Below are 21,963 nucleotides of genomic sequence, written 5' to 3'. Positions count from 1 at the left end.
TCGGCGGCTGGGGGCCGGGTGAGGCTCCGGAGTCTCACCCGTGAGCACCGCACGCGTACCGCCGCAACGGCCGTGCGTGCTGGGGACGAACACCACGCCGCCGTGGGCCAGGTGAGGACGGCTCTGTTCGGGAGGGGCATCGTGACGACCTCCCATTCGAATGCCCAGTCCAGCTTGTCTTTCGTGTGGCCGTCAGGAGCTGTGTGAGCAGGGCGTGGTTGGGGGGCGAGGGTGTTGGCGTAACCAGTGCTGGAGTTCGCGGTGACGGTACTGGTAGGCGGGTCCGCTGTAGCGCATGAGTCCTGCAGTAACCGTCCAGTCCAGGAACAGAGCGAGGCGGAACGGCAGACGGCGCCGCGAGCGGAGCAGGAACACCAGATATCGTCGGGAAGCCTGTGCGCCAAATGTGAGCCCGAGCATGAGCCCACCCGTCGGCGCGAGCACAATCCCCGGGGAGACCGGGCCGAGGAATCCGCCCGCGAGGGCGAAAGCCAGCCCCACCAAGGCGTCACTCCTGATGAGGGCTCGGCCACCGAGGCTCAGTCTCGGTTCACCCGGGAAGCCGGAGATGAAAAGCGCCCCCATAAGCCCCATGAAAAGGCTCCACCCGAGCCCTGCGGAAAATCCAACCATGAGCCCGACCTTCCGCCCCTCCACAGACCACGCCGATATCCCGAATCCAACCCCTAATACGAGCCCGAGCCCGAGCCACACCCCGATAGTCCTACGCCCTCGGGATGTGTAGAGCGAGTTACCCAGACTCTTAGGTCTGGCAGTTGCGACGGCTGCAGCTCCGGATGCGACAACAAAAAAGCTAAGTAGGCCAATATCTCCGGCTGTCATTGTCCGTATCGGCATTGGCAGGACTGCTTGGGCGAGTGGAAGGCCCATGAGGGCGGCAACGGGAACTGCGGCAAAGGCGGCAAGGCTGATGAGCCCTGTGAGGATGGCGTCGGTTGTGCGTACGCGACCGCGCCCGGCGAGGGGCCATAGATCGTGCAGGACGAGGTCGGTGGCCTCCGCGCCCGCGGGGGCTGTCGTGTGGAGGGTGCCGACGGGGTCGAGGTGGGTGGAGAGGTGGTGGAGCCAGCGGTGGACGTCGTGGGATGTGTAGCCGCGCGGGTTGGGGATGGTCTGGATGGCGGCAGGGATGTAGCGGGCCAGGAGGTGGTGGTCCAGGGCATCTGCGTCGGGGAGGGCGAGGAGTTCCGCGGGGTCGCCGTCGTTGCGGTACACGGTCGCGGCCAGGCAGAGCCGCCAAGGGGTGGACAGCACAGTTGCAAGGAGCCCGCCGGGACGGGCGGTGAGGTGGTCGAGCAGGGGCAGCCAGCGGGCCGTATGGAGGGCGCGGTCGGCCAGGTAGGCGCGGGCATCGTCGGCGCCGACGGGGGCGATGGCGATGCGGGCGGCGTCCAGGACCTCGGTGTGTGTGGCCAGGGAATCGTAGTGCCGGGTACGGCAGGTCAGGATCAGAGGACCGGAGTCACGGCCCTGCTGATAGGCGTTGAGGGCGCGGATTGCAGCCGTCGCGCGGGGCGCGGCGGGGTCGGGGGAGCCGTCGGGGAGTGGGGCGTCCATCTCGTCCAGGCCATCCAGGACCGGCAGCACCATGCCGTGGTCGATCAGGCCAGCGGCCAGGGCCTTGGGCCAGTCGTGGGCCTCGACGAGCCGCTGCTGCAGAAGATCGGGCAAGGACTGGCGTTCGGTGTCCCAGCGGGACAGCGGGATACGGACCGGGATCGGGTCGTCGGCGGCGCGGCCTTTGCAGAGGGCCAGCAGCAGTTCCAAGGCCAGGACGGTCTTGCCGGCCCCAGCGGCACCGGTGATGACCAAGCGCGTCGGCCGGGTGGCACGGTAGTAGGTGACGATGTCTGGCAGTGTCACCGGGCCCGGGGGGTCGTGGGCGGCCAGTCTGCCGGCGGCTGGCGCCGTGGCAGGGCGGACCGTAGTCGGGTGCAGGGCGTAGGTGAGGTTGATGCGCCGGTTGTCGTCGCCCAGCAGTTGCCGCCACACTGCGCTCTCCCTGGCCTCGACATGGTCACCCAGTGTGGCGGCCTGGCCGCGGGCGAGTTCGGCGTCGTTGCCCTCGATCGGTTTCCGGAGTGCCACAACCGCGGCGACGAGCCCAATCACGCCCAAGGGGAGGCTCAGTACACCAGTTGTGTCGCCGGGCTGCAGACCGCCGTGGGCGATCTGGACGACCGCGTACACGGTGCTCCACACGATCACCAGGGCGCACCCGGCCCCGATCAGCTGCCACCTGCGCCGCCGACGGCGCCCCCCGAGCCCTGCCATACCCCGATCATCACTACCGTTCCCCCGCAGCACGGCCGACTTCTCCCACTCGTGACCAAACAGGCCCAGTCACCTGATTCCAAGGCTGGAGAGCGCAGCTACGCCTCCACCAACAGGTAAGTCCCGTTGGAGGACCTAACACGCCCAACCGTGGAGTTGTGCAGATCCCTGCAGCAGACGGACAGCCCAGGGCGGCGGAGTGGTCGCCGCGACCGTACCGCTCTGCCGGTGACCAGCTGTGCGATCACCTCGGCATGATCCGCGGCGGAAGGCCTGCGGTCCGCGATCGACGCCGAGTTCCCAGCCGCGCCAGTTGCCGCCGGGGAGGCGGTGTCGGGTGGGGCGGCTGCCGGTTCCGCCTCACCGAGTCCTGCCGGTGTCGCTGTGGACTTGTCCGGCCGCCGGCGTCGATGAGTGTGGGGTGGGAGCGGCGTCGACTGGTTGCGCTCGTTGTTCGTTGCTGGGTGTGGTTCCGGACATGGGCCGCTCGGTACCGGTGTGTGGTGTGTCATGAGCGTAGGGAGGCGAGCGCGGCAGTGACGGCCGCAGCGAGGCTGATCACGGCGGCGAACACAAGGGCGGCCTGTTGGAAGGCCGCGGGGTAGGTAGCGCCGTTGAGACGGGCGAGCATGGCGGCGCCAGCGGCGGCCAGCAGTGCGACCACGAGGATCAGAGCGATGGTGAGCAGAACGATGGCGACCGACACGACAGGCTCCCTGTAGATGGTGGGGTGTTGACGTGCCCGAAGGTCGCGGAATCGGTGTTCGCCGGGGTTCGCCGCGAGGAAGATGAACAGCGGCGGACACGGCAGGACTACGGGGGACGAGTACGTGCAGAGTGACGAGCAGAACGGCAGCAGTCCGGCACTCACTGATCTCCGTGCGAGGTTGAGCGCCGGGCTGGCGCGTATTCGGTTGAACAAGTCGGATCTTGCCGTCCGGGCCGGGTTGGGGCGTACGACGGTGTCGGAGGCGTTCATCGGCGGAGGGCCGGTGCCTTCGGCGGGGACGGTGACGGCACTCGCGCGTGCGTTGAAGCTGCCGCCGGGAGAGTTGCTGGAACTGCGGCGGCTTGCGGTTGAAGAAGTCGCAGGCGGCGCCGTGGACGCCGCAGGGCCGGGCCGGCCGATCGGTGAGTGGGATCCGCACAGCCTGGAGGTCCACCCGGTCGGCCCCATTGGCGGTGTGCCGTCGGAGCCGCGGCTGCTGCCCGGCTATGTGACCAGGGAGCACGACCGGTTCCTGCAACTCGCAGTGGAGGATGCGGTGCAGGGCCGCAGCCGCATGGTGGTGCTGGTGGGCACCTCCTCCACCGGGAAGACCAGGGCCTGTTGGGAAGCGGTCCAGTCGCTCGGCGGGGCGGGGTGGCGGCTGTGGCACCCGTTCGACCCGACCCGGGCCGAGGCGGCGATCGAGGACCTGCACCGTGTCCGGCCGCGTACGGTGGTGTGGCTGAACGAGGCCCAGCACTACCTCGGTGACCCGCAGACCGGCGAACGGGTCGCAGCTGCCCTGCACGCCCTGCTCATCGAGCCCGAGCGCGGACCTGTCCTGGTCCTGGGCACGCTCTGGTCCGAGTACGCGGACCAGTACACCGCCCTCCCGGCTCCGCGCGGGCCTGATCCGCACAGCCGGGTACGCGAACTGCTCGCCGGACGCATGGTCTCCGTCCCGGACTCCTTTGATACGAACGCGCTCGCCGCCGCCACCGCTCTCGCAGAGAACGGTGACCGGTATCTCGCCGACGCCCTCCAGCGCACCCGGACCCACGGACGTGTCACCCAGGACCTCGGCGGTGGCCCCGCGCTCGTGCACCGCTACCAGCACAGCACTCCGGCTGCCCGGGCCTTACTGGAAGTGGCGATGGACGCGTGCCGTCTCGGGGTCGGCCCGCTGCTGCCGCAGGCGTTCCTCACCGACGCAGCCGTCGACTACCTCACGGACACCGAACTGGACCACCTCACTCCGGACTGGTCCGAGGCGGCCTTCGCCGAACTCGCCCGCGTGGTCCACGGCAAGCAGGCCCCCTTGTGCCGCACCGCCCCCCGACGCCAGGGCCGTCCGCCCGGAGCCCCGTCATCCGTCACCACACCTCACCCGACGGCCGGGCCGATGTTCCGACTGGCCGACTACCTCGAACAGCACGGTCGTACCACCCGGCGGCATCTGTGTCCGCCGGCATCTTTCTGGCACGCCCACACTCACCTTGCCGACCCGGGTGACTCCGTCCGCCTCGCCAGGGCAGCCCGCGATCGCTACCGCCTTCAGTGGGCGTTCCACCTGTACCGGAAGGCCGCCGACGCCGGCGTTGAGGGCCTATTCATCCACTTGGCCACGATTCGTTGGGAGGTTGAGGCATGGGAGGCTGCCGAGCCTCTGTTCCGGCAGGCCGCTGACGAGGGTAATGCTCCTGCCATGTGCTTCCTGGCCGATGCGCGGGAGCGGGCAGGGGACCGAGAGGAAGCCGAGGCCTTTGCCCGACGGGCCGCGGCCTTAGGCAATACCAACGGGCTTAAATCGCTGGCTGCTATGCGGGAGCGTGCCGGGGACGAGGCCGGCTTTTGGGAGCTCGCCGACGAAGCAGAACGGATAAAGGAGGGCCTGGATCACGAGTGGACGGTGGTCTCGGCCTTGACAAGGGTGGATGGCGAGGTGGTGGTGACCAAGGACCCCGAGCCGTACTACCAGCAAGCCGTCGAGGCCGGCGACACCAGCAAGCTCTTCTCCTGGGCCCAATGGCGGGAGAGGATCGGGAATCCGGAGGGCGCCGAGACGCTCTACCAGCAGGCCGCCGCCACAGGCGATGCCACTGCCCTGGTCCGTCTTGGCGAGTTGCGCGAGGAAGCCGGGGACCGGGGGCACGCGGAAGCCTGGACACTCAAGGCCGTCAGCGCTGGCGAGCCCTACGCCGCACGCCGCCTCGTTGTGAAGCGGGAGAAGAGCGGGGACACGGATGGCGCTGAGGCACTTGCCCGGAGGGCCGCCCCCATCGACGACACCCAGGCTCTGTGCGGCCTGGCCGAGATGAGAGAGAAAACCGGAGACCGGGACGGCGCAGAGACGCTTGCCCACACGGCAGCCCACGCCGGTAAGTTCTACACGTTCCGCAGGCTCGCTGAAATACGCAAGAAAGCGGGCGACTCGGAGGGCATCGAGAGCATCTACCGGCAGGCTGTTGACGTAGGTGACCCCGGCGGCCTGTTCCAATGGGCCCAGTGGCGTGAGGAAGAGGAAGACCTGGAGCGCGCCGAGGCCTTGTACCGGCTGGCAGCTGACACCGGCGATGGAGATGCTTTGGCATCCTTGGCCAAGATCCGTGAGAAGGCCGGGGACCCGGTAGGTGCCGAGGAATTGGCTCGGCGGGCCGCAGACGCGGGTGCGCGATACCTGGGTGGTCGCGATCGTGAGTATTGGCCGTGCGGGCTGGACCCAGATGGCACACCAACGCCTCCATGGACATAGGGCGGTATTCCTGCGGCCTCCTCGGCGACGGTTGATGATCGATTTCGAGGGGGAGCGTCAGCTCCGGCCTTCTGGCCGTACATGCTCCCCAACGCCGAAACGGCCGTCGTAGAGCCTTTGTTCTCGCCTGAAGGCCGTCACTTGCGCCCTGTGGACTGAAGGAGAGCGGCGGGCTCGTAATGATCCTCCCGATCGGTTGTCGGCCCGGGTGGAAGGGCTGGTTCAGGTGAAGAGGTCGGCGAGGGCTGCGGTCACGGCGGCGGCCAGGGTGATGACCGCGGCGAAGGTGACGGCGGCGCGGGTGAGGGCGGCAGGATACGTGGCGCCGTCCATCCGTGCGAGGGTGCCCGCGCCGGCCGGGGCCAGCACCGCGATGACGATCACGAGTGCGGTGGCTAGAAGGACGACAGTGACGGTCACGGCAGACTCCCGATACACGGTGGGGCGTTGGCGTGGACGAAGGTCGTGGAAACGGTGTGCGAAGTGGTTCGCCGGGCCGAAGATGGACACCGGCGAATACATCACGGTTCGGGGGCGAGCACGTGCACGTCGAGCAGAACGGCCAGAACCGGGCACTGGCCGAACTACGCAAGCTGCTGGTCGCCGGGATGGCCCGAGCCCGGCTGAACCAGACGGACCTCGCCGGCCTATCGGGGCTGGGGCGCACCACGGTGTCGGAGGCGCTCTCGGCCAAAAAGCCTGCCCCGTCCACGCCGACGGTGACCGCGATGGCTCGCGCGCTGAAGCTGCCCGTGCGGGAACTGCTGGAGTTGCAGCGGACTGCGGCCGAGACGTCGGGCACTATCCCCGCGGGCGGGCCGGGGCGGCCGATCGGAGAGTGGGAGCCGCACGCCCTCGAAGTTCATCCTGCCGGCCCCGGCAGGGCCGCTTCGGGCTCGGGCACCCCGGCGGTCCGGGTGCTGCCCGGGTACGTGTCCCGCGAGCATGACCGGGTACTGGCTGATGCGGTGCGTGATGCTGCGGCCGGTCACAGTCGGATCGTGGTCCTGGTGGGCACCTCGTCGACAGGGAAGACCAGGGCCTGCTGGGAGGCCGTCCAGCCCCTCGCCAACCAGGGATGGCGGTTGTGGCATCCCTTCGACCCGACCCGCGGACAGGCCGCCCTGGAGGACCTGCACCGTGTTCAACCCCGCACCGTAGTGTGGCTAAACGAGGCCCAGCACTACCTCGGTGACCGGGCGGTGGGTGAGCGGATCGCAGCAGCCGTCCACCACCTGCTGGTCAACCCGGAGCGCGGGCCCGTCCTCGTGCTGGGCACGCTCTGGCCCCAGTACGCCCACCCGTACACGGCCCTGCCCACACCGGGAGCAGAGGATCCGCACAGCCGGGTGCGGGAACTACTCGCTGGCCGCACTCTGACCGTCCCCGACGCCTTCGACGCCCGGGACCTGGCTGCGGCCAGGGCCCTTGCTGAGGGTGGCGACCAGCTGCTGGGCGACGCGCTTACCCGCGCCCGCATCGACGGACGGGTGACCCAGGACCTGGCTGGCGCCCCCGAACTCCTCAACCGTTACGAGCACGCCAGCCCGGCCGCCAAAGCAGTACTGGAAGCGGCGATGGACGCACGCCGCCTCGGCGCCGGCCTCCACATCCCGCAGACATTCCTCACCGACGCCGCCACCGACTACCTCACCGACACCGACTACGACCAACTCACCGACGACTGGGCAGAACAGGCATACGCCGAACTCGCCCAACTGGTCCACGGCAAACAAGCCCCCCTGGGCCGCACTGCCGCCCGACCCCCACGCCACCCACCCACCCCCACCCTCGACGCCGGAACTGTGCCCCTGCAGACGGCTGGCCCACAGTTCCGGCTCGCCGACTACCTCGAACAACACGGCCGCGAATCCCGCCGCCACTTGTGCCCACCCGCCTCCTTCTGGCACGCCGCCCACGCCCACCTCACCCACCCCGACGACCTGAACAGCCTCACCCAGGCGGCTGAGGGACGCTGGCGCCTGCGATGGGCCCACCACCTCCGCCAGCGCGCCGCCGACCATGGCGACACCGACGCTCTGCACCACCTCGCCGAGTTGCGAGAGAGAGCCGGGGACCAAGAGGGCGCCGAAGACCTCGCCCGCCAGGCCGCCATCCTCGGCAGCACCAAGACCCTTTACCGCCTGGCCGTGCTGCGGGCAAAGGACGATGGTCGGCAGGGCCCTGAATCTCTTCTCCGGCAGGCCGCCGACCACGGCAACACCAACGCCTTGTACCGCCTGGCCGAGCTGCGGGAGCAGGTTGGGGACCGGCAGGGCGCCGAAACTCTTCTCCGGCAGGCCGCCGACCAAGGCGACACTCACGCCTTGTATCGTCTCGCCGAATTGGTGGCGAAGGCCGGGGACCGGCAGGACGCGGAAGCTCTTCTCCGGGAAGCCGCAGACGACGGCGACACTCACGCCCTGTGCCGCCTGGCCGAGCTGCGAGAGGAATCCGGGGACCGGCAGGGCGCCGAAGACCTGGCACGACAGGCTGCCCACCACGGCAACACCAACGCCTTGTACCGCCTAGCCGAGGTGAGGGTGGAGGGTGGAGACCTGGAGGGCGCCGAAGACGTGGCCCACCTAGCTACCGGCCAGTTCCGCATCCGCCTTCTGTGTCGTCTGGCCGAGCTGCGGGGGCAGACCGGGGACCGGGAGGGCGCAGAAGCTCTCCTCCGCCTCGCAGCCCACCAAGGTGACAGTAGTGCCGTGTATCACCTGGCCGTGATGCGGGAGAAGGCCGGGGACCGGGAAGGCGCCGAAGACCTGGTCCGTCAAGCCATCAATCACGGGGACACCATTCCCGTGCGCAGCCTGGCGATGCTGCGGGAGATGGCCGGGGACCGGCAGGGTGCCGAGGACCTGGCCCGCCAAGCAGCCGACCACGGCGACAGCAGCGCCCTGCACCACGTGGCCGTGATGCGGGAGCAGGCTGGGGACCGGCAGGGCGCCGAAGCTCTCCTCCGGGAGGCCGTCCACCACGGCGACAGCAACGCCCTGGCCCGCCTGGCCGAACTGCGGGAGAAGGCCGGGGACCTGGAGTACGCCGAAGACCTGGCCCGCCAGGCCGCAAACCGCGGCATCACCATCCCTCTGTACAGCCTGGCGATGCTGCGGGAGACGGCCGGGGACCGGCAGGGCGCCGAGGACCTGGCCCGCCAAGCAGCCGACCGCGGCGACACCGCCCCCCTGCTCAGCCTGATGGTGATGCGGAACGTGCTCACCAGCCTGTGGCCGAACGGCCTGGAACCGGACGGGACGCCGACGGCCCAATGGGAACGGGTGTAGCTCCTCTGAAGGGACGACCCACCAGCACCGAGCTGCGAGTTCGCATTTGGGGTGTGATCCTTCCGGCGGTTCCGGTTGCCCCGCCGCTTATCATCGAGCTGACTCCGCCGACCCTCCAGGGGCTTGGGCAGTTCGCCGATCGCGACCAAGCCGGGCGCTGGCGCGCCCACTGGCAGGAACACGCGATACTCGGCCTGCTGACCACCTCGGAAAACCGGACGAGGCCCGCGGGCGGGGCTTCCTCGTCTTTTTTGGGTTCTGCCGTCGGGTGTTGTCGGTTGGGTTCTACGGTGCACGGGTGAGTGATGAACAGCCGGTCGGTGTGGACGCGTTGCCCGTGGCCGATGACGTGGTGGCGCCGGTGGGCGCGAGCGTGCTGCCGGAGGTCGACGCCGTCCTCGCAGACGCCCTGACGGCGCAGGGGGAGGCGGGGGTACGGGCGTTGGGGTTGCTGCGGGACGCCCACCGGGTCCTGGCCGGGGACGAGTTCGTACGGCCGTCCGAGGTGGCCGCGGCGTGTGTGCGGTCCGCGGCGGACGCGCTGCTGGGCCTGCCCGGTGCCCCGGTCACGGTGGGACTGAAAGCTGCGTCGGAGGGCCTGCTGGCCGCGGTCGACTCCGTCGAGGTCGTGGGGTCGGCCGGCACCGACGCCGACCCGGCCGGTGCCGCACCCGCCGGGGCGGGTGCGGTGTGGGAGCGGGTGACGGCGGCTGCGGACGTGCTGCGGGACGAGCTCAGCAGTCCGGGCCGGTATCACCAGGCGCGGGCGCGGGGCATCGTGGAGCGGCTGATGGGGGTGGAGCTTGGTGCGGCGCAGGAGACGGCGCTGGATGTGTGGGGGACCGTGTACTCGGTGGCTTCGGGGATCCTGCACGGTCGTGCGGCTCACGCGGGCGAGGCCGCCGTCCTGTACGCGGACGTCCTCGGCGCGGCCCGAAACCTGCTGGTGCCGCTCCCGGACCGCGCGGCCCGTGTGCTGGAGCTGGTCGCCCTCGACCACCCGGGTGCCGGCGAGGCGAAGGAGCTCGCCGGCTGGGCGGACCCGCGCGCGAGCGACTTCTTCTTCCGCTCCACGCCGGCGCCCGTGTGGCTGGGCGTGCTGCAGGAGCATGCGCCGCACCTGCTGATGCCGGACGAGACGGCCGGCGGACGGTGGCCGGCCGCCCCGTTCCTCGCCCATGTGGCCGCCACTGATCCCGCCGCCGCCCGCGCCTGGCTCAGCGAGCCCGCCGGCAAGGGTGCCCCCGGTGTCCTGCGGGCCCAGCAGATCGCCGCCGCCGGCCGTCTTGCCCTGGACGCGCTGCTGGGCGTGGCCGTACGTCGCTGGGACGCCGTCGACGCCGCCCAGCTCCGGGCCGTGCTGGCCGGCCCGGTGGTCCGGGACGGGGGCGGCCCGGCGGTGGGGGCGACGCTGCGCCTGGCCGCGCAGTGGGCCCGCGCGGTCCCGCGCGCCGAGCGGACGGGCCAGTGGATCGGCGTGGTGGAGGGACTGCTGGCCGGCGCGGTCGAGGACGAGCACACCGGCCGCCTGGCACTCGACGCGGTCGCCGGGCGGGTGAAGGCCCAGATGCGGGCCGCCGGACTCCTCGACGGCGTCGACGAGGGCGTCGAGGGCGCGGTGGGTGATGGTGCGGGTGCGGACTGGGTGGTGGCCGAGGAGGAGATGCGCGAGCTGCTCGCCCTGGAGGGCGCCTCCCGTCTGCCCGACCACGACGTCGCCATGCTGGTACGGGAGTTGGCGCGCACCGCCTACCCGGCCGGCCGCCCCGGCCCCGCGCACCGCAACGTCGCCGCTGTGCGGGTGGTCCTGGCCAAACTCCTCGCACTGGATGTCGAGTTGACCGCCGAGGCGGCCCGGACGGTCGTTTTCCACGCCGACCTGGACCGGGTGCACGTGGGTGACACCGCGGCGTTCGGCGGGCCGCGGCTGGCGCGCGCCGTGCTCGATGTCGCCGCGGCGGACGCGGACGCCGGTGTGGACCTGGCCGTGCGCACCCGCGCGCTGCGGCGGGTGGCCGCCGTCGACGCCCGGCTGCACGACCGTCTCCTCGCCGAGCATCTGGCCCACCAGCCGCCGGCGGATGCCGCGGCGGGAGCCGGCGGGGCGGGGGACAGCGAGTGGTGGCAGGAGGCGATCGAGCTCGTCCCCCGGCTGGTGGCCGAAGAGCCCGCGCCGGAGACGGCCCGCCTCGTCGAGCTCGTGCTGCGCGCCTGCCCGCCGGAGGATGCCGCGCGGCTGGAGCAGGACGTCCGTACTGCGCTCGGCACGCCGCCGTCGGCCGACATGGTCGCGGAGGCGGTGCCCGACGGCGCCGAGAAGGTCGAGGGGACTGTCGAGCCGCTCGCTTCGTGGCTGCGGGTGTGGGACTGGTCGCCCGTCCTGACGGCGGTGGTGCTGGCGGGCTGGGAGCCGGTGCTGGACGCGGTGGAACGCCTCAAGCCCGAGGGCCCGGCGGACCCGCGGGCCGGCGCCGTGCTGGAGCCGGTGACAGCCACCACCGTCCTGGGCGAGGAAGAGCTGGCCGGACAAGGGCCGGTGGCGGCCGCGACCGCGCTGGCCGGCGCCGAGGACGCCGGCGACGACGGGTACGCGATGGTGCTGCACCGCCTCGTCGCCGCCGATCCGGCCGCCTGGACGAGCGACGTGCCCGCCGTCCTGGACGCCATCAAGCTGCCGGAGCTCGCCGCGTTCTACCTCGCCGCGGCCGCCGCCCACGCCGACCGGAGCGGCGCTTTCCCGGACGGTGCGCTGGCGGCGGCCGTCGCCGCTGCGCTCGGCCTGCGCCGCGGCCTCGACCTCGGCGATATCGCCCCCACCGTCGGCTTCGACGGCGTACGGCGCCGGCACGCCGGAGCGTTCTTCGCCGACCAGGCGCTGGCCGACCTGCTCACCGCCGCCTGGCGCGCCGACGGCCTACCCGGTGACCTGGAGAAGGACGCCGTGGCGTACGTGCAGACACAGCTCGCCCCGCTCACCCGCCCCGCCGGCGCCCCCGCCCCCGCCGCTGAGACCCAGGACGACACCACCACTTCCGCTCCGGCCCCGGCCGGCGGCCCGGGCGCCGCTGCTCCGGCAGCCGCAGGGGAGGCGACGGCGCCGGTGCTGGTGGGGTCGGATCCGGAAGTCCGGGCGCTGGGCGCGCTGTTGGAGTACGCCGTCCACCGGGCCCGTCCCGCCGGCGACATACCCGGGGACGTCCTGGACACGGTCGCCGCCGTCCTCGCCGCGCACGGCGGCCAGGAGGCGGTGGCCACCGCGGTCGGGGTGCGCCTACCGGCCCTGCACCGGTACGCGCCCGCGTTCACGGCCGCCCACCGCACCGCCCTGTTCGGGATCGAGCCCGGCCGGCCCTCGCCGGCCGCCTCGTGGCTGCGCTGGGGACCGTACGACCGGCCGCTGCTCGCCGCCCTGGACCGCGCCGAACTCCTGGCCGCGCTGCGCGCGGAGGCGCCCGGAGCCGACGGGCACCTCGCGCACGCCCTCCTGGACGACCCGGCCGTCCTGGGCGATCCGGCCGCCCTGTGGGCCGAGTTGGCCGGCGGCACCGACGAGGGCGCCGCCGCGGTCTCCCGGCTGCTGGAGGCGGTCGGCGGCCGTGCTCCGCGCGCGGTCGACGGCGTCCCTCTCCCGCCTGCCGCCGCCGGCCGGGTGGAGGCGGCGGTGGCGCTGTGGCGGGCCGCGCTCGCGGCTGGCCTCCCGGCGGGTGCGCTGGCCGGTGCGGGCGCCTTTGCGGACGCGGCCGTCGAGGAGGCGGTGTGGCTGGAGTTGATGCGGGCGAGCGCCGAACACGCCCCGCCCCTGACGGATGCCGATCTCGTCGCCGAGCGCGCCGCGGCCAACCCCGACCGTCCCGACGCCCTGCTCCTGGCCGCGCTGCTGGTCACGCACGCACCCGGGACGTGGCAGGAGACGGCCGTACGACGCCACGCCCGCGTCCTGCTGGACGCCGCAACCGCCCTGCCCCCCGGCGAACGCCCGCGCGGGGTAGGGGAGTTGAGGACAGTGCTGGTCAACGCCGGCGACCTCGGCGCCGCCGCCCGCCGGTGAGTCGCGCCCGGCACCGGCACCCGGCCCACCGCGGCGCCGGCCGCGGCCGGTCACGAGCACGGGCCTGAAGGGAGGCGACATGCTGGGAATCCGGGTCCACATCAAGGGGCCGGCCCGGCAGAAGATCGGCGCCGAGCTGAAGAGGGCGTACGACAAGGGAGCCTCGGTCCGGACCCTCGCCCAGGGCTGCGGCCGTTCCTACGGCTTCGTCCACCGCCTGCTCACCGAGGCCGGCACCATCATGCGCTCGCGCGGCGGCCCGAACAGCCGGAGCCGGACAGCGCGTTGACGCGTGACGTCACCCGGATACGCCCCCCGCGACGGCGTACGACGCCAGGGTGCTGCTCCTGTTGAGGGCGTCGCTGGACGGTTCCGGACGTTTCTGGATGGCGCCGTCCGGACCGCGCGGAGACGATCGTGCCGTCCCGCCCTGCCTCACCTGGGGAGGGCGGGGCGGACGCGGTACAACTGCCCGGCGCCGGGGCCGCTGTTCGGGGCAGTCCCGCACCGGGTCCGGCGGCTGTCGCCGTACGACGGGTGCCCGCCGGGATCCGGTCCGAGGACGGCGCTGTTCGTGGGCCGGCGGGTGCCTATGCGGCCTGGGCCTGCAGGGCGGGGGCGGGCGGGGCGGTGTCTCCGTAGTGCTTGGCCTGGATCAGGTGGAGGGTCCCGTCGTCGCTGACGGCGATGGCGTCGACGGCGGTGTCGGGAGCGGTGCCGTTACGGCGGGCGCGGGTGGTGAGGAGGCGGGTGAGGCCGGCGGCGAGGACGGTGTACCGCTCGGCGGGGGCCAGGCCCTCGAAGAAGCGGGTGAGGGCCCGCTGTTCGCCGGGAAGGCAGGCTCGGTCGGCGCGGGGCAGCGGGGCGGTCCAGTTGCCGCCGGTGGGCGGGGCCAGGTAGGTCCGCTTGCTGGTGGGGGACGTGGCCAGGTGCACCCGCTCGGTCAGCAGGAGGGGGCCGAGGGGGGCGTGCGGGCGGTGGGCGGCGGGCGTGGGGGTCTGGGTGCGGGTCCAGGCGTCGTGCCAGGCGGGCATGTGACGGGGGTGGATGCCGCAGCCGCGCAGGAAGGCGGCGCACTGGGTCCAGGCGGTGGGCCGGCCTTCGCGGCGGGTGATGCGCCAGGCGCTGGTGCGGGGGAGGAGCAGGGCGCCGTCGGTGTCGTCGGTGGTGGCGCGTTCCTGGAGGACGCGGAGGGCGGGTGCGCCGGCGCGTTCGTAGGCGGCGGCGAGGGCCGCGGTGAGGTCGGCTCCGGTGCGGATGGCGGTCACGGCGGGGGCGTGCAGGGTGGCGAGGATGCCGCGCTGTTCGGCACGGGCGGCCCGCCACAGCTTCAGGACCACCGGCTCCTGGTCGGCGTCCGCGCCGCAGGCGCGGACGAAGGCGATCACGACGTGCTCGGGGGCGACGGCGGTGTGCAGGCCGGCGGCGCGCTTGAGGGCGCTCGCGGAGACGGTGGTGCGGGCGGCGAGCTCGTCGAAGGTGAGCCCGGAGTCCTCTTTGAGCCAGGTCAGGGCGCGGACGAGGTCGGTGTGGCGCCGTCCGGGACGGTGGGCGGCGTGCGAGGGGGATGTCATCGCGGCGGCCCCTACCTGCTGGTCTCGGTGCCGGCGGCCGCGTGGGCGGCGGCGGAGGCGAGCGAGGTGAGCAGGCGGCGTCCGCCGCCGGCGGCGGCGATGGTGGCCGCGCCGATCGTCCCGCACCCGGCGAGCAGGGTGAGGACGTCGCTGACGGGCGTGCCGGCCAGGGTGAGGCCGGTGCCCAGGAGCGGGAAGAGGCTGATGCCGCAGATCTGCGCGGCGGTGAGCGTACGCGCCGGGGCGCGCGGGGGCTCCGGCACGGACCGGGGCGCGAGGGGCCGGGGCGCGGGCGCGCCGGGGCGGTGCGTGGACATGACGGGGGGATCCTCCCTGACGGGTCGCCGCGCGCCGCCGGTCCACGAACGGGATCCGGCGGCGGGGCGGGTGGTTGCTACTGGCCGCAAAACCGGTGACACCGACGGCAGTTGACGGCTGCCGTCCTCCGGTGCCGAAGAGAATGGCACGGCCCGCCCCCGCCCCGCTCACCCAGAAAATCCCATAGAGGCGCGATGTCCGTTTACTGGTCCGCTTGTGTTCCAGGTACGTCCCCGGCGTACGCGCACTCTGTGCGGCCGGTCGCGTCCCCATGACCAGCACGCTCGCGATGACGCCTCGTCAGGACGGTCCGCGTGTGTTCCAGCCTGCCTTGCCGCTCGGCCGCTCGGCAGTGATGCTGCGTCACAACCCGGTCGTCGGCGCCGCGTCGGGGCCCGGACCAGTCGGTCCGGGCCCCGACGCAGCACCGACCCCCGGGTCCCCTGACCCGCTACTGGCCGCAAACCGACGCGACAGGGACACCCCGCAGGACACGGTGACGCGTGCACGCGGACGAGAGGGACCGGCCCCCGACCACGGAGACCGGTCCCTCTCGCGTCACCGGCCGACCACGACCGGGGACAGCCCCACCAGCCGGTCCGCCACACGACCACACCGGACAGCAATGGCCCGCCGGCTCCGTACGACGCCGCCCGCCCAACCCGGCCCGGCCAACGGGGCCAACGGCCCCGCCCCCGCACCCGACCGACCAGGGTCCCGAAAGGGACCCCACCCCCACCCCCACGCGGCCCCCGACAGGGGGCCACGCCCCCGCCGGCCAACGGCCGGCCCCTCTATCAGGGTGGGGCCCTGCTGCTCGCCGCTGTTCCGCAGCATCGCCCCGGCCGGCGGCGGTCGGTTGTCAGGGGTGGGGCCTAGAGTGCCGGTCATGGTTCGCAACGCCACCAAGCGCCCCCTCCGCAAGGCCCGACCCGTCCCGCCGCTGGACGAATTCTTCGACAGCGTGGTCGCGGCACGGCAGCCCGAGGCCGCAGCGGCTGTCCAGGACACCGCGGCCGCGCTGCCGCCGGCCGAGGCCGAGGTCAGGAAGCTCGCGGCGTCCGTCAGGGGGCTGTCGGCCTTGGGCGGGGAATCCCGGGTGCGCGTGCTCGCCGAACTGAACGCCGCCCTCGGCGAGGACTCCCGCGTGAGCGTCCAGGCCTACCTCGACGTCGTCGGGCGGCCCGGCCTCGACCAGGAGCGCGCCGCCGCGCGCGGCGCGGCGCGGCGCACCGAGGGAGCGTGGCCCGACGAGACGCGGCAGGAGTTCGCGGGACCCGAGGAGACAGGATGGGTGCTCCCTGTTCCCCGGTCGATGACCAGGACGGAGGCGGGGGAGCTTACGGGCTGCATCGTGACACTGGCCCCGCTGGAGGCGCCGGCCCGCGCCCGGGTGCTCGCCTACCTCAACTCCGCCTTCCAGTACCGGCCCTGACCGGACCGCGCGCCGACGTCCGCTCTCCTCGACGGTCACACCCGGCCGGGGCAGCCAGGCGGCTGGAGTTGACGACGTTGCTGGACGGTCCCGGTGTCACCCGGTCTGAACGGTCGTACGACGGTGCCGTGCAGATCCTCCTGTCTCTCTTCCTGCTCGCCCACCGGCCGACGAAGTGGCTGGCCCCCGGCCAGGACCTGGGGCTCCCGGATCTGGGAGCGGCTGCTGCACAACGCCGAGGTGAACCCCAGCTGGCAGCGCTCCTCTTCCTCGGGCGTGAGCCGGACCGCGTCGGACAGGGTGGCGCCGTGCAGGAGCCGGGCGACCGCCTCGCTCGCCGGATCGCCGGGGGTCATCGTGGTGAACACCGCGGGCACCGTGTGCCTCCTCCGTCCTTGTCGCGGGCCGCTCGGCGCCGCCCGACGATCGTGCTCGATGGGCCGTCAGCCGCGCTGCCCGACGGGCGATCCGGGCGCGGCGTCCCGGCGGCCACGCTGCCCGCCGATGGCGCCGTGGTGGTGTCCGTGCCACAGCCGGGGGCCGACGCCGACCCAGGAGGGGTTGCCCGGTGCCGGCAGCGGGGGCCGGCCGTCGCGGGCGGCGTCGTCGGCCAGGAGGCGGGCGAGGGCCGCGCGGTGGGTCTCGTCGCCGCGGTAGCCGCGCTCTACGTCGTCGAGGACGCGGCGCAGCGGGTAGGCGCGGATCGTGATCCGGCCGCGGTGGGTGGTGCGGACGTGGCGGTGGAGGATTTCGATCCAGGACCAGCCGTCCACCCCGCGGGCGAGCGCGGTGCGGTCGATCCGGTCGCCGAGGACGTCGCCGCCGTCGGTCCAGGCGGGGTACACGAGCAGGCCGTCGGGCTGGGGGATGTCGGTGACCACCAGGGTCTCGGGCGGCTCACCGCTCAACGCGTCCCGGACGACGGCCTGTTCGACGGGGCGGCGGTCGGTGGCGGGGCTCAGCGCGGGCCTGGGGGCGAGGGCGGGCGGGGCGTCGAGGACCGGCACGGGCAGTTCCAGCGGCAGGATCGGCGGGGGAGCGGCGCAGGGCTCCGCGTGGTCAACGACGGCGGCGCCCGCACGTCACGGCGCCCGGGCGCGGCGTACGGGCCTGCACGGAGTGCCGGTACGCGGCCGTCGAGGAGGCGGTGCGGCTTCGGCTGATGCGGGTGCGCGCCGATCACGTGCCGGCCCTGGCCGCCGGCCGCCCGGACGGCAGGGACGCGCTGCTGCTGGTCGTGCGAGGGGAGTTGGGGCACCGGCGGGCCCGGCCTACGATCCCGGTACCGAGGATCGAGAGCGGGAGAAGCCTGAGCAGCAGGCCACCGGTCAGGCGGACGATCACTTTCGACGGCGACGACTGGGAGCGGATCGAGATGCTGGCGCGGGAGTCGGGTGCCTCACCGGACGAGTTCGTCGCCCGTGTCGCGGCCCGGGTGGAGCGGTCGGCGGAGGGTGATCTCGTGCTCGCCCGGCGCGGGTAGGGCCCGCTTCACACGTCTCGCCGTGCCGGGTGGGCGGAGGCGGGGTTGCCCGCGGTCGGAGTCCCGCCGCGGGCGGTTGGATCGTCGAGCAGACCGTGGTGGCCGGCACGGCGGGCGGCGAGGAACCCCGGGACGCCGTGTACGCCGAAGGGCCGACGCTGGCGGGCAGTGCGGGGGGAGTGCCGAGCCGGCGGGCCCGGCCAGGACTGAACACCCCTACAGACATGGGGAGTTGAGGGGTAGCGGTACCAGGGGCGCGAGCGCGCGGACGCCGTCTCGCAGTCGGGGTATTGAATATTGCAATGCTCAACACCCCGGCCGCGGGACGGGAGGTGGCGGGCCGCCGTTACATACTTCCGGCCGTTACATTTTCCGCCGGTACACAATCCGCCGTTACACCCTGCGCGTTACATAACCCGCCCTCGGCGCCCGCCGACGGGGTGGTGCCCGGTGGGCTCGCGCGCCCCCGCGTACGCGCTCCAGCGCTCAGATCACGCCATGATCCGCTCCGTACGCCCTGAGCTCACAGGTCGCACACTTTCCACTGACACCGACTCTCGACCGGACCTCTGAACATCCGTGCACGATATTCCACACAGCGGGTTATTCGAGTTCACGTGAAGAGAAATAGAGAACTAAATTCGGAGGTGAATTCTGGGGGAATTCGAAGCGCGGTGCTCCTCTCGTGCGGTGACCGGGGGAGAGGGCGTCGGGGGGGACCGTGGGCGGCAGGGGCCGCGAGGAGCCGGCCGCGCTCGGCTCGGGCGTACGGCGCGCCGGGCCGGACCGGTCGTGGCCCGGGGCCGTCCCGGGGTGGGCGGGGTCGGTCTACGGCTGCTGGTGGGGGAGTGGGGGCTGGGGTGTGGTGAGCGGGCGGTGGGCGTGGCGGCATGCGGTGCCGCGGCAGCCGGCCTGGTAGCCGATGGGCCGGCCGCACCGGTCGCCGCCGACTGTCACTTACCTGTCAAGTTGCAACATCATCAGAACTCTGACCTGGGGTGCGGTATTTCAAACGGAATATGTTGCAACCCTGTAGGTAAGTTATTTGAACTTGGAGGATGTGATCGAGCCCGTCGGGATTGTCATGTCCATGGCGTGATTCTGGTAAGGGTGAGGCGCAGCGCGCTGTGAGGCGGGGTGTGAGGGTGTCTGTCAGCCCTTTCTCCGCTCCGTCATCGTGTGTCGGGATTCAGGGCCTGCTGGTAGTGCGGCTGGGAGGGCAGTGCCTTGCGCTGCTGGGGGCTTGGGCGGGCGACGGAGCGCGCCTTGCTGTCAGTGACCCCTGCGACACTTGGAGTGGAGCACGATCGGCAAGGGAGATACCTCGTGGCTCGAAGCAGCGGATTCAAGATCAACAGGCAGGGTATCCGGCAGATGATGGGGGAGATCCAGCGAGAGATGGATAAGTACCCGGTCACTGCCAGGGTGCAGGCCGACCCCGATGTGTCCTTCGGTGACACGAACGTCTTCAACGGCCCGGTCATCCATGGCGACGTCCGCGGTTCCCAACTGGCCTGGGGCAACAACTCCGTGAACCAGAGCCAGGATCAGAGCAAGCCGATCGCCCCGGGCTTCGAGGCCATCGCCCAGGCCGTAGTGGACACGTTGAGGCAGCTCCCGACCCTTGGCGTGTCGGACGAGGACCTGGAAGATGCCTCGGCGGTCGGCGAGGAGGTACTCAACGAGGTCGTACAGCCTGAGCCGGACCGTGGCGTGATCCGGCGCGCTGTGGCCGCGCTCAAGGGCTACCTTGCGCCGATCGCCACAGGTGCGGTCACAGCCGGGGCTGTGACCGGGGGCGAGGAGACCGCACGGGTCCTGATCGAACGCCTCAGCACCGTCCTGTAGGCCCAAGCCTGGTCAGTCTGCTGATGCCGCTCTGTCAACTCCGTCGGCGCGGCACGCGTTCTTCCGCACTGAGGATGCTGTGTCCGGCGCACGCTCGGCCTCAGGCTTCAGGCCTCGCCCTTGGTGCCGGAGCTTGGCGCTGGGGCCCTGCTCAGGCGTCTCGTTGCTGTCCCGCGGGTAGTTGGAACGTAGGGTGCCCACGTGCGTTACTCGGTGTGGGACAAGCAGATCAGGGACAACTTCGATCGCAGGCAGCTGCCTCATCAGCAAAGGAGCTTTCTCGAGGGACTCCTGCGTTGCCTCGAACCAGGCGCCTACCTCAGTGAGCATGTCTCCACCGCCAACAGCACCGTTGTTGCCCTGACTCGAGCGCACCAAGCCCTGGACGGCCACGCAGCCGGCGGACAGCCGCAACTCGGACTCCTCAAACGGTGCCTGAAAACGGCTGCCTCCACTGTGGACGCAGGGCTTCCGGTCCACCAGGTGCTGGGTGGTGGCCAGCAGGCGACACAGGCCCACGACTTGCTCGCCTCGCTCCCCGCTCTGCTCACTGGCACGACCAGCAAGGCCACCGCCGCCACGTACGCTCCGCAGGTCCACGCTCATATCGGCCCCATTGCCGCCCACATCCGTACCTGGGTGACCTCCCTGTGGGACGGCCCTGTTCTACCCCCCGACGTGTTGGCGCGAGCCAGGGGAGAGGTTGCTGCGCTCATCACCTTGGAGGGACGAGATCCCCGCTCCCTGCACGTTGACCTGATCCGGAAGGGATCCAGGGCTGTCCACGACGCTGCCTCGATCACGGCAGTACTGTGGCCGGCCCCGCGTACCTACCGCGTTGCGGTTGTCGTCGAAGGGGCACACCAACTCGAGCATCTGGACCAGCTCCTTTCCGGAGCCCGGCAAAGCCCGCTCCATGCCTCCCACCCCATCACCGTGGGAGCCAAAGAACTCACCGCCTATGCTGCGGCCATCACGGGCCCTGCGGTCATGGTCGACCTTCCCGTGACAGCCGGCGACCCGGCCACCGCCGTCGCCAGGGCGCGGCGGCAGATCAGTGAAGCCCTCGACCAGTACGCCGCCGGACAGCGGCTGGTCGACCTGACTGTGGGCCGTCGGGCCGTCACCGCCGCCGCCGATACCCGCCTGGAACAGCACAACCTCACCAGCGCCTCGGTATCCATTGCGCGCCCACTCACCACCCACTGGCCCGTCTCTCTGCGCCCGGCCCTGCGCAGCGCGCATCTTGCTGCCCGGCTCGACGCTCCGATGGCCAGCTCCGTGCTTGCCTGGAGCGCCATCGACTCTCTAGGAGTTGAGTCCACACAACTCGAACTGGTTGCAAAGGCCTGCGCCCTGCATTCCATCCGCCAGCAACTCATCGGCCTCTACCAGACGGTCACGGACTCGGCGCTTAACCACCTGCGCTCCGCGCAGATGCGCCTGTCCCACGACAGGCGTGCCCTGGCCAAACTGGAACGGGCGATGAGGCACACGCAGGAGCACGCCCAACTCGCGGCACGCGCAGCACACACACTACTGACCGAGCGGGCACGTCAGACACGTGAGCAAGTGGTGTCTCAGGAACAAGCGGTGCGTGCGCTGGAACAGACAGTGACCTCTCATGCTGCCGTACTCCGCAGAGTCCTGCTGGGCGGCGGTGACAACGACCAGCCGCTCAACCTCAGCAGTTGGATGCTCGACGTCAACGGCTGGCTCGACGTCCTCCTGCCCCCGCGTCCCCAGACCGTGCGCGATGTACTGGACGCACAAGCGGCGATCGACGCTCTGGGCCGGCAGGCCGGAGGCTACGCTCAGGACGCCCTGACACTATGGCGTGCCCGCCTGGCCGACCCCAAGCTTCTCGCCGGCTGGCTCAAAGACCAGCAGGACGTCCTTCACGCACTGCTCGAGTGGCTCTACGCCACACGTAACAGTGCTATCCACCGCGGGCAGTTCACGGCCCCAGCGGACGCCATGACCGCACATGCCGCACGGGGGGTCGTCGACATGCTGCTGGAGTTCCTGGGCAACTGGCACAAGATCCAGTACACCCAGGGTGTGGCAGAAACCGATGCCCTGGACGTCATTGGCGAACTGGCCGACCGTAAAGACGACCTGGCTGACCACCTGGACCAAGCGCCCTCTTGCCATCCGCTCAACCTCGACTCCGTCACAGGACCGGGAGTTGACTGCTGGAACCGCCCATAG

General features: G+C 71.7%; 15 protein-coding genes. 8 read left to right on the top strand and 7 right to left on the bottom strand.

The features are described 5' to 3' along the window. Positions 1-192: 192 nt before the first annotated feature. Positions 193-2,295, bottom strand: coding sequence for an NACHT domain-containing protein (locus OG226_RS00460; protein WP_329347246.1), 2,103 nt, complete (start codon positions 2,293-2,295; stop codon positions 193-195). A 508-nt stretch (positions 2,296-2,803) separates the two neighbouring features. Next, the gene (locus tag OG226_RS00455) at positions 2,804-3,001 is read right to left on the bottom strand and encodes a hypothetical protein (protein WP_329347245.1); all 198 of its coding nucleotides are present in this window, start codon (positions 2,999-3,001) and stop codon (positions 2,804-2,806) included. Positions 3,002-3,125: 124 nt separating this feature from the next. Between OG226_RS00455 and OG226_RS00450 the strand changes: the two genes are divergently transcribed. Beyond that, positions 3,126-5,756, top strand: a complete 2,631-nt coding sequence (locus OG226_RS00450) for a hypothetical protein (RefSeq protein WP_329347244.1) — start codon at positions 3,126-3,128, stop codon at positions 5,754-5,756. A 222-nt stretch (positions 5,757-5,978) separates the two neighbouring features. On the opposite strand, the gene OG226_RS00445 is transcribed toward OG226_RS00450, so the two are convergent. After that, a complete protein-coding gene (locus OG226_RS00445; RefSeq protein WP_329347243.1) occupies positions 5,979-6,176 on the bottom strand; it encodes a hypothetical protein in 198 nt (65 codons plus the stop codon). A gap of 122 nt (positions 6,177-6,298) precedes the next feature. Between OG226_RS00445 and OG226_RS00440 the strand changes: the two genes are divergently transcribed. From OG226_RS00440 to OG226_RS00430, 3 genes are all read left to right on the top strand, one after another. After that, positions 6,299-9,046 carry a hypothetical protein gene (locus OG226_RS00440; RefSeq protein ID WP_329347242.1) on the top strand — a complete coding sequence of 916 codons (2,748 nt, stop codon included), beginning with the start codon at positions 6,299-6,301 and terminating at the stop codon, positions 9,044-9,046. Positions 9,047-9,344: 298 nt separating this feature from the next. Further along, on the top strand, positions 9,345-13,094 hold the full coding sequence (locus tag OG226_RS00435; protein ID WP_329347241.1) for a hypothetical protein: 3,750 nt from the start codon (positions 9,345-9,347) through the stop codon (positions 13,092-13,094). A gap of 79 nt (positions 13,095-13,173) precedes the next feature. After that, positions 13,174-13,383, top strand: a complete 210-nt coding sequence (locus tag OG226_RS00430; protein ID WP_329347240.1) for a helix-turn-helix domain-containing protein — start codon at positions 13,174-13,176, stop codon at positions 13,381-13,383. Between the two features lie 301 nt (positions 13,384-13,684). Here the strand turns inward: OG226_RS00430 and OG226_RS00425 are convergent, their stop codons facing one another. Further along, entirely contained in the window at positions 13,685-14,668 is a 984-nt protein-coding gene (locus tag OG226_RS00425; protein ID WP_329347239.1) for a helix-turn-helix domain-containing protein, read from the bottom strand. A gap of 11 nt (positions 14,669-14,679) precedes the next feature. Further along, complete coding sequence (locus tag OG226_RS00420; protein WP_329347238.1) at positions 14,680-14,985, bottom strand: hypothetical protein; 306 nt, start codon at positions 14,983-14,985, stop codon at positions 14,680-14,682. 890 nt (positions 14,986-15,875) lie between these two features. Here OG226_RS00420 and OG226_RS00415 point away from each other — a divergent pair. Next, complete coding sequence (locus OG226_RS00415; RefSeq protein WP_329347237.1) at positions 15,876-16,421, top strand: hypothetical protein; 546 nt, start codon at positions 15,876-15,878, stop codon at positions 16,419-16,421. Positions 16,422-16,456: 35 nt separating this feature from the next. Here OG226_RS00415 and OG226_RS00410 read toward each other — a convergent pair whose 3' ends face one another. Continuing rightward, complete coding sequence (locus OG226_RS00410; RefSeq protein ID WP_329347236.1) at positions 16,457-16,798, bottom strand: hypothetical protein; 342 nt, start codon at positions 16,796-16,798, stop codon at positions 16,457-16,459. A 66-nt stretch (positions 16,799-16,864) separates the two neighbouring features. Continuing rightward, positions 16,865-17,428, bottom strand: a complete 564-nt coding sequence (locus OG226_RS00405) for a hypothetical protein (protein WP_329347235.1) — start codon at positions 17,426-17,428, stop codon at positions 16,865-16,867. A 140-nt stretch (positions 17,429-17,568) separates the two neighbouring features. On the opposite strand from OG226_RS00405, the gene OG226_RS00400 reads away from it, so the two are divergent. From OG226_RS00400 to OG226_RS00390, 3 genes are all read left to right on the top strand, one after another. Beyond that, the gene (locus OG226_RS00400; protein WP_329347234.1) at positions 17,569-17,904 is read left to right on the top strand and encodes a hypothetical protein; all 336 of its coding nucleotides are present in this window, start codon (positions 17,569-17,571) and stop codon (positions 17,902-17,904) included. Positions 17,905-19,230: 1,326 nt separating this feature from the next. Beyond that, positions 19,231-19,752, top strand: a complete 522-nt coding sequence (locus tag OG226_RS00395; RefSeq protein WP_329347233.1) for a hypothetical protein — start codon at positions 19,231-19,233, stop codon at positions 19,750-19,752. Between the two features lie 201 nt (positions 19,753-19,953). After that, positions 19,954-21,963 (top strand): hypothetical protein, encoded by a 2,010-nt coding sequence (locus OG226_RS00390; RefSeq protein WP_329347232.1) that lies wholly within the window; start codon positions 19,954-19,956, stop codon positions 21,961-21,963.

This window comes from Streptomyces sp. NBC_01261, assembly GCF_036226385.1.
Classification (GTDB): domain Bacteria; phylum Actinomycetota; class Actinomycetes; order Streptomycetales; family Streptomycetaceae; genus Streptomyces.
This window is presented reverse-complemented; position numbering and strand designations above follow the sequence as displayed.

What these genes read in the sequence shown, in the direction of transcription:
- OG226_RS00460 (WP_329347246.1), bottom strand. Translation starts at nt 2,295, where the DNA reads ATGGCAGGGCTCGGGGGGCGCCGTCGGCGGCGCAGGTGGCAGCTGATC.
- OG226_RS00430 (WP_329347240.1), top strand. Translation starts at nt 13,174, where the DNA reads ATGCTGGGAATCCGGGTCCACATCAAGGGGCCGGCCCGGCAGAAGATC.
- OG226_RS00425 (WP_329347239.1), bottom strand. Translation starts at nt 14,668, where the DNA reads ATGACATCCCCCTCGCACGCCGCCCACCGTCCCGGACGGCGCCACACC.
- OG226_RS00420 (WP_329347238.1), bottom strand. Translation starts at nt 14,985, where the DNA reads ATGTCCACGCACCGCCCCGGCGCGCCCGCGCCCCGGCCCCTCGCGCCC.
- OG226_RS00415 (WP_329347237.1), top strand. Translation starts at nt 15,876, where the DNA reads ATGGTTCGCAACGCCACCAAGCGCCCCCTCCGCAAGGCCCGACCCGTC.